Annotated in this window: 6 protein-coding genes; all 6 read right to left on the bottom strand. The window is 62.1% G+C overall.

All coding sequences use genetic code 11. The annotated features are described in order from the left end of the window. Positions 1–212: transposase (locus H1B27_RS34260; protein WP_376709018.1), on the bottom strand; the 212-nt coding region annotated here is incomplete at its 3' end. A 206-nt stretch (positions 213–418) separates the two neighbouring features. After that, positions 419–1804, bottom strand: a complete 1386-nt coding sequence (locus H1B27_RS34255) for an FAD-binding oxidoreductase (protein WP_246515891.1) — start codon at positions 1802–1804, stop codon at positions 419–421. Positions 1805–1964: 160 nt separating this feature from the next. Then, on the bottom strand, positions 1965–4637 hold the full coding sequence (locus tag H1B27_RS34250) for an ATP-binding protein (RefSeq protein WP_197969069.1): 2673 nt from the start codon (positions 4635–4637) through the stop codon (positions 1965–1967). Beyond that, a complete protein-coding gene (locus tag H1B27_RS34245) occupies positions 4555–5301 on the bottom strand; it encodes an adenylate/guanylate cyclase domain-containing protein (RefSeq protein WP_197969068.1) in 747 nt (248 codons plus the stop codon). The genes H1B27_RS34250 and H1B27_RS34245 overlap by 83 nt, the downstream gene beginning before the upstream one ends. Positions 5302–5846: 545 nt before the next feature. Beyond that, positions 5847–6659, bottom strand: a complete 813-nt coding sequence (locus tag H1B27_RS34240; protein ID WP_197969067.1) for an SDR family NAD(P)-dependent oxidoreductase — start codon at positions 6657–6659, stop codon at positions 5847–5849. 282 nt (positions 6660–6941) lie between these two features. Next, the gene (locus tag H1B27_RS34235) at positions 6942–8000 is read right to left on the bottom strand and encodes a polysaccharide deacetylase family protein (RefSeq protein ID WP_197969066.1); all 1059 of its coding nucleotides are present in this window, start codon (positions 7998–8000) and stop codon (positions 6942–6944) included. Between the last annotated feature and the right edge of the window lie 22 nt (positions 8001–8022).

Below are 8022 nucleotides of genomic sequence, written 5' to 3'. Positions count from 1 at the left end.
AAGACATACCCTACGATCAACATCCGGATCATCAGCTCCGGATCGATCGACGGGCGACCCATGGACGAATAATGAGGAGCAAGTTCGCTGCGAAGCCAGGATAGATCGAGAGCAGTGTCGATCTTCCGCACCAGATGATCTTCGGGAACTACATCGCTGAGATGAAACTCGTAGAACAGTTGACCTTGGTCACCCTTCAGACGGCCCATCATGGATCGACCTCGTCGCGATTCGCGTCAACACAACGGAATCACGCTTGCTGGCTCGTCTCAACTGACTTTTGCAACAATATCGGACCCGAAGCGGAAGGGACGGCAAGAGCGGCGAACGCAAATGATGGTAGAGCGTTCTTTCGAACCATGAAGGCGAAAAGAACGCTCTTACAAGACTTTGCACGCCTCAACCGCGCAGCCACCGTCTACAAGTGCAGCGGTCTGATGTTCTGATTCACGCGGAAAAAATTCGTCGGGTCGTATTTGGCTTTCAAGGCGACGAGACGATCGTAATTGTCCCCGTAGGTGGCCTTGAGTCTGTTGTCATCTCCATCGTCCATCATGAAGTTCACGTAGCCACCGTTAGCCGAGTAGGGATGCACCGCCTCCCAGTATCCCTTGGTCCAGCGGGTGATCTCGCCCGCCTTTTGCGGATTGGGATCGATCCCGGCGATAACCATCGACCAGGTCGCATCGCGCGTGCTCCAGGCGGTGTCGCTCTTGCCGACACGACGGACTGCAGCGTCGATCGGGTAAAGATGCATGAGTGAGAGCGGACTCGGTAGTTTGTGTGCCTGGGCGATATGGGCGTCAATCGCTTCGTCAGTCAGTTCTTTCACGAAATCGCCGCGCCAGTACCATTGCAGGCCCTTCGGCAAGAACGGATCGAACATGGACTGGAGGGCCGGATAGGACATCTCGCCCATCCAGTTGAAGAGCGGCGCGGGGAGTTCAGAGAGCAATTTAGCCATGACAGCCTGGCCGTCTGCTGTCGCGCCGTTGTAGCAGGCTATGATCGCGCAGGCGCGCTTGCCCTGATGCTCCGCCGGGAACGGCTCCATCGGCGGAACGGTCTTTAACCCGACAAAGACCGCAAGCTCTTCAGGCGCCCTAGGCAGGAAATGCCGGTACGTCTGCATGACGGTCCGGGCATCCTTGAGATCCCAGAAGATTGGGCCGGCATAGACCATGGTCACCGGATGAGCCTGGAACAGGAAGCTCGTAACAATACCGAAATTGCCGCCGCCTCCGCGCAGGCCCCAGTGGAGGTCAGCGTTCTCTGATTTGTTCGCGGTGACAATACGGCCGTCGGCAAGCACGACATCCGCCTCAAGCAGATTGTCTATGGTCAGGCCATACTTCCGGGTGAGGTATCCGGTGCCGCCGCCGAGCGTGAGGCCGGCGATACCCGTGGTAGAGACGATGCCGGCCGGCACAGCGAGTCCGTAAACATGCGTGGCGTGATCCACGTCGCCCTGCGTGCAGCCGGGACCGACGCGGACGGTACGTGCAGTGGGATCGACCCGCACGCCTTTCATCATCGACATGTCGATCATCAGCCCGTCATCGACACTGCCAAGGCCTGGTCCGTTGTGGCCGCCTCCGCGGATCGCGACCGCGAGATCGTTCTGCCTCGCAAAATTGACCGCAGTGACAACATCAGCGACATCGGTGCATCGCGCAATCATCACGGGTCTCTTATCGATCATCCCGTTGTAGAGGCTTCGCACGCCGTCATAATCGGCGTCCGTTTGCCTGATGACGGGGCCGCGCATGTTGCCGATAAAAGTTTCGATGGCAATGGCATGCATGATCTCCTCCTCTTGCACACAGCGATCGTCAATGAGGTCTGAGGTTGCTCCTATCGTGGGGTCTTCCGATGTTCGTTAGCAAACCAGTGATCGCGGACGTCATCGCACAAATGACGTCTCATGATGTGCCTCGGACTTCCGCTAGCAGCTCTGTCTACATTCACGTCAGACTGTCTTGCTGGCGGGGCCGTTCGACCAAAGCCAGCGGCCCAAGCGCAGGACCGATGCCCAGGCGCTCGGCTTCTACCAACAGGTCCCGAAGTTGCCATGTCGTTACCTGTTCGGAACGACCCCGACCAAGTGCACAAACAGTGCGTCCATATCGAACAAAGAAGTTGGCCCAGGGTAGCGGCTCTGCCCGGGTAAAATCCTCCAGGGCAGCACTATAGCGCTCCGCGCCTTTCCAATCCTGCGAGTGCAGCGATGCTTCAACCGCGTATCGGAAGAACCACAGATGATTGTGGGCGACAGCGCCTTTGCGGAGAATATCCTCGCCTTCTGCCAGCGCCGTTTGAAGCTCAACGGAATCATCAGTTGTGACCGCGAGATGGCCCAGGATCCACGGACCCACAAAAGTCATTCCGGTCTCCCGGGCGATCATCAAGGCGCGGCGCAGCAAATCCATCGCCTCCGCCTTGCTCGCTTCTGAGCGGGCGACCATCGCTAGATCGTTGAGGCTTACAGCCTCAAACCGTTTGGCGCCAAGACGTTGAGCGAGGAGCAGCGCCCGATCGGCATGAATCTTCGCACGCGCAAACTCGCCTGTCGTGCGAAACACGTTGCACGCCGCGTTATGGGCGATGATTTCCGCGCGGTGATGCCCGACCCGCGCTGCCAGTTCAATTGCCATCTGGCTCGTCGCGAGTGCTTCGGAGAAATCGTTGAGGTACACCTGGGTATGCGCGACCATACTGAGGTTGGCGACTTCGATGCGCCCGTGGCCAGACCCGCCCGACAGCTCCACGCATCCGCTAAAGTGCCGATGAGCGCTGGCCATTCGGCCGCGCGCGTATTCAGCATCGCCCAACCCGCCAAGCGAGCGCGCCTCCAGCTCTGGCGAACTGGCTATCCGGGCGCAGTCGAGAGCGCGCTCATGTTGATGTAAGCACTCGACGAGCCTTCCGAGGGGGAAGCAGAGATTGCCACGCAGATGGTGGATCCGCGCGCGCTCCGCCGCCGAAAGATCGTCCATAGCCGCGCTCGCGGCCTTGTCCAGCATCGCAAAAGCCTCGTCAAAACGATCGGTCACGCGCAGGCCGGCAGCGAGCCCGAGCCAGGCTCGACACCTCTCGATGTCAGCATCGGCCACTGCCAGGGCCTGCTCAAAAGCAGCAATCGATTCTGGGATTAGACCGAGGTCATGCAGGATTTCGCCCCGAAGCAGATGCAGTGCGCTTAGATCGGCCCGGTTGTTAGCCAAGGCTACTCCGCGCTCGACGAGACGTAGGGCCCGTTCGGTCCGGTACTCCGCAGCCTGCGCTCGTGCTGCCTCCAGGAAGGCACGCGGAGCGCCATCGTCGTCCCCTCGATCGAGATGCTGTGCGCACAACATCAGGTCACGGCTCTTGAACCAATCTGCCGCCTTGCGGTGCAACTCGCGGCGCCGGCTCCTGAGCAGGGTGTCGTAGACTCCTTCCTGAATCAGCGCGTGGGCGAAAAGAAAGTGATCGCCCTGCGAGCGCACCAGGAGATGCCGCATCAGGCCGGCGCAACTCCAGCCAGGCTGGTCGAGTAGGGCGGCCAACGCTTCCGCAGTAAAGCGCTGGCCGAGAACCGAGGCTGCTTGCAGCGCCCGCTTGTCGGAGAGTGGAAGCCGATCTAAGCGCGCCTGTACCAGACTCCGGATCGACCCCGGGACGTTGCCCTCGGCGCTTTCCTCGGCGTGCCGCAACAGTTGCTCCAAAAACAGCGGATTCCCGTCGGCCCGTTCGACACAACGCTGGGCGAGCTCGCCTACTTCGCCGAAATAGGCCTCGGCGAGCCGGTTGGCTTCGGTTGGCTGAAGCGGGCCGAGGTCGATCGTCACCATTGGCAGGCCGGCAATCGTCGGTACCCAAGCCTCTTGAAGCAGGTCGCGCTCGAGCCGCGAGGTCATGACCAGAAGCGCCGGACATCCAGCGACGGTCTCAGCGAGGTTCGACAGATGAGCGAGGGTCATCTGATCAGCCCAGTGCACGTCCTCAATTGCCAGCAGCAGAGGACGATGGCCGCTCGCGTTGGTGACAAGTTCGGTGACGGTCGCCCGCTTACCGCGGTTGCGGGCGGGATTATCCATGGCGTCATATAGCGTACGTAGTCCAGTCGGCTGCGGTAGGTTGAGGAGGTCATTCAGGTACACTCGTCGCTCGTTAGCGAGCATGCCATCCGCAATGGTCTTCTCAGCAGCAACAGAGATCTCTTCCTCGCTGCTCTCGCCCGACAAACCGAGCAGGCTGCGGACGAGAGAGCGGATTGCGTCCTGGCCGGAGCCCATTCCGAAGTCGAGCACCAGCCCGCCGTGGCAGGCGAAGTTCTGCCTCTCGGCGGTTGTCCGAAACTGCTCGAGCAGGCGGGTCTTGCCGATGCCAGCCTCACCGCGGATGTAGATGGTCCGGCCGTGTAGCGTGTTCCGGCACCGGACGAGCGCCGCTTCGAGCTCCCTTAGTTCGCGGTGCCGTCCAACAAAGGCTTGGCGGCTGGAGCGGGCCGGTTTGCGAAGGGCGTGCAGTCGCCACACTCTTACCGGCTTTGCGAGCCCTTTGATGGTGAGCTCACCGACGTCGGAGCAGTCGACCCGTTCGGCCAGGGCACGGTAGAGCGAATCTGAAATGAAGATTTCGCCCGGGGGCGCCATAATCCTTCAGTCGTGAGGCGAGATTTACGGATTCGCCGGTGACAGTGTATTCAACGTGGCGTGCGCTGCCGGTATCGCTGGCCATGACTTCGCCACTGGCAATGCCGATGTGCACGCTAATAGGGCGGGCAAGATCGGCCGCGACCACCGGCATGCGGCTTCCGATATCGAGGGCCGCCTGGACGCATCGCTCAGGATCGTTGCCATATGCTACCGGGGCACCGAAGACAGCCATCACGCAATCACCGATGTGCTTGTCAACAGTACCACCGTGATCGACGACGCTTGCGTCGGCAAGATCGAAGAAGCTTTCAAGGAGGGTGTGGACTTCCTCAGCGTCGAGTTCGTCGGCGAGTTTCGTGTAGCCGGCGATGTCAGCGAATAGCACTGTCACCTGCCGCCGCTCAGCATCCGGAAGCGGCGAAGCCAACCTCGGTGTCGCGGCGGGTGCGCTTGGGACAGGGCGCGGCGTCGGCGTCGGTCCGTCACGCAACTCCGCGATAGCGGTAAGCAGCTTGCGGCGGTGACCCACCGAGGCGACGCCAATCCCGATTAGATCGTCGCCCGTGAGGCGGGCAAGGACCGAAGCGTCAATGTCGTTCTCCCGGAACGCCTGTTCGTATCGCCCCAGCCCTAGACCGTGCAGCCAAGCTGTAACATTCATGGGCGCCTCCTGGCCGCATCCCTCCGAAGAGCACCCCAACCAGTCTACCCTAGGATTTCGCGACAGGTGCTGGGAAATTTCAGCGCGCCGTGAACGTGCCCAGGGCGTCTAGACGCGATTGCGCCTGCGCTGGATCGGAGCAATACCGTCAGGTTCTCTGACACAAAGGCCGCTCAGTTGGGCCTTTTACTTTAAGCAACAACAGTATGTTGCCGGCTGGGCCCGTTCGAGACGTGCCGAGTGGGCGCGACGGTGTTCGCCTCTGGAGAACGGAAGTCGTCGCCAGGGAGCCAAACCCACGCGATTCGACCGCTGGGGCAGCCAATGCACGTCTTCGAGCGGAAAGCGGACGTCGCCGTGCCTCCATCGACACTGATGGATTCTGAGTACACACGCCTCAGCTCGACACGTGTTTTGCCCGACGTGTCAAGCTGATCGCGGCTGCAATTGTCGTTACCGTGCCGCTCGAAAATCCCTTGCCGATCAAGGCGCATTCTACTGTGCATGGGGTTGTTTTCGACGTTTTGGTTCGGGGCCCCGCCGGATCAGTCGCTATCCCACCCGCTGCCCTTGATCCCCGCATTCGCATAGACGATGCCGCCATCGACCGCGATGGTCGCGCCGACCACGTAGTCGCCGGCGCGCGAGGCGAGATAGATCGCGGCGCCCGCCATGTCTTCGTCGGTGCCGATGCGGCCCGCGGGCACGCGCGTTGCGACCTCGTCGCCATGGTCGCGCGCGGCACGGTTCATGTCGGACTGGAACGGGCCCGGCGCGATGGCCGTGACCACGACATGGTCGGAGATGAGCTTCACCGCCATGCGGCGGGTCAAATGGATCAGCCCCGCCTTGCTCGCGGCGTAGGAATAGGTCTCCATCGGATTGACGAAGATGCCGTCGATCGAGGCGATGTTGATCACTTTCGCCGGCTGCTCCGCGCTTGCTGCCGCGCGCAGGGGGCCGGCCAGCGCCTTGGTCAGGAAGAACGGCGCCTTGACGTTGAGGTTCATCACCTTGTCCCAGCCGCTCTCCGGAAATTCGTCGAACGCCGCGCCCCAGGCCGCGCCTGCATTGTTGACGAGGATGTCGAGCCTGGATTCGCGCTTCTTAAATTCGCTCGCCAGCAGATCGCAGCCGGCGACCGTGGACATGTCGATCGGCAGCGCGATGCATTCGCCGTCATATTGTGCGGTGAGCGCCTTGGCGGTCTCCTCGCACGGCCCAGCCTTGCGCGCGGTGATGTAGACCTTTGCCGCGCCGGCGCTGAGAAATCCAGCCGCGATCATCTTGCCGATGCCGCGCGAGCCGCCGGTCACCAGCGCGACACGGCCTTTGAGCGAGAACAGATCGTTGAACATGGTGCCTCCCTTGGTTGGCGCTGTTTTGGGCGGGGCGGGAAGGGGAGTCAAGGAACGCGCTGGGGATGGGATCGGAGTGGGGCATGACAGCGGGTCGACCAACTCGGTGTCGTCCCGGACAAGCGTAAGCGCAGATCCGGGACCCATAGCTACAGGGCGCAATTTGGCGACGGCTCGTCGTCCGGTACTTCTATCAACATCAATTGAGAGATCACGCGGTATGGGTCCCGGATCTGCGCGCGCTGAGGGCGCGCTTGTCCGGGACGACAGCGGAGTTTGCAGCTACGCCGCCGCGATCCGGCGAAAACCGTTCCACATCGCGGTCGCGGCGCCTGAGGTCAGCACCGGCAGGATGCGCGCGTCCTGGTAGTTGCCGTTGAGCGAGACGCGGGGCAGCGCGGTCATGTGGCCGGCATTCTCCGCGAACAGCATGCCGGGCCGTGTCGTCACCGCGGTCTTGAAGCCGGCGGATGCGGCAAGGGCGAATTCGCGCATCCCCGCGGCCTCGCGATCGCCATAGGGATAGGCGAGGTGCAACACGGGGCGCTCCAACACCTGCTCGATCCGCGCGCGGCTCGCGGTCATCTCCTGCGCGGCGATGTCTTCCGCCTGCTTGGCGAGGTTGCAATGGCTGACACTATGCGCGCCGATCGTGACCAGCGGATCGGCGGCAAATGTCTTCACCTCGGCCCAGGACAGGCACAGGCTGCGGCACAGCGCTTCCATGTCGACGTCGTACGTCGTGCAGAGCGCTTCGATCTCGCGCTTGAGGTCGTGCTCGCCCGGCAGCGCGCGCAGCCAGTTGTGCAGGCGATCGAACGTTGCCTGTTTGGCGGCAGGCGTGGTGGCATCCAGCCGCAGCGCGGAATTTCCGATCTGGATGTCGACCTGCTCGGCTTTGGCGATCACGGCCTCCAGCGCCGTCCACCACAATCGTCCGGTCCCTTCCGCAAAATCGCTCGCGACATAGACCGTCAGCGGCGCGTCAAATTCGCGCAACACCGGCAATGCATGGTCCAGATTGTCCCGATACCCATCGTCGAAGGTGAAGGCGGCGAAGCGGCGGTCGAACCGGCCCTGCACCAGCCGCTCATGCAACTCGTCCATGCTGACGATGTCGATGTCGCGCGAGCGCAAATGGCACAGCGTCGCCCGCAGGAATTCGGGCGTGACTTCGAGATGCCGGTTCGGCTGGAACGCAGCCTCGCGGGCAGGCCGCACATGGTGCAGCATGAAGATGGCGCCGACGCCCGACAAAAGTGGGCGCAACAGGTGGTGCGCTCCGCTGAAATAGAGTGCTCCCAGCCCGGCGCGGATGACGTTGTTACGCAGTTGTTTCATGAACGGCTGGGGGGACTCTGGC

It is taken from the genome of Bradyrhizobium diversitatis, assembly GCF_016031635.1.
Lineage (GTDB): Bacteria > Pseudomonadota > Alphaproteobacteria > Rhizobiales > Xanthobacteraceae > Bradyrhizobium > Bradyrhizobium diversitatis.
The sequence above is the reverse complement of the archived record's forward strand: the minus strand, read 5'-3'. Positions and strand labels throughout refer to the sequence as shown.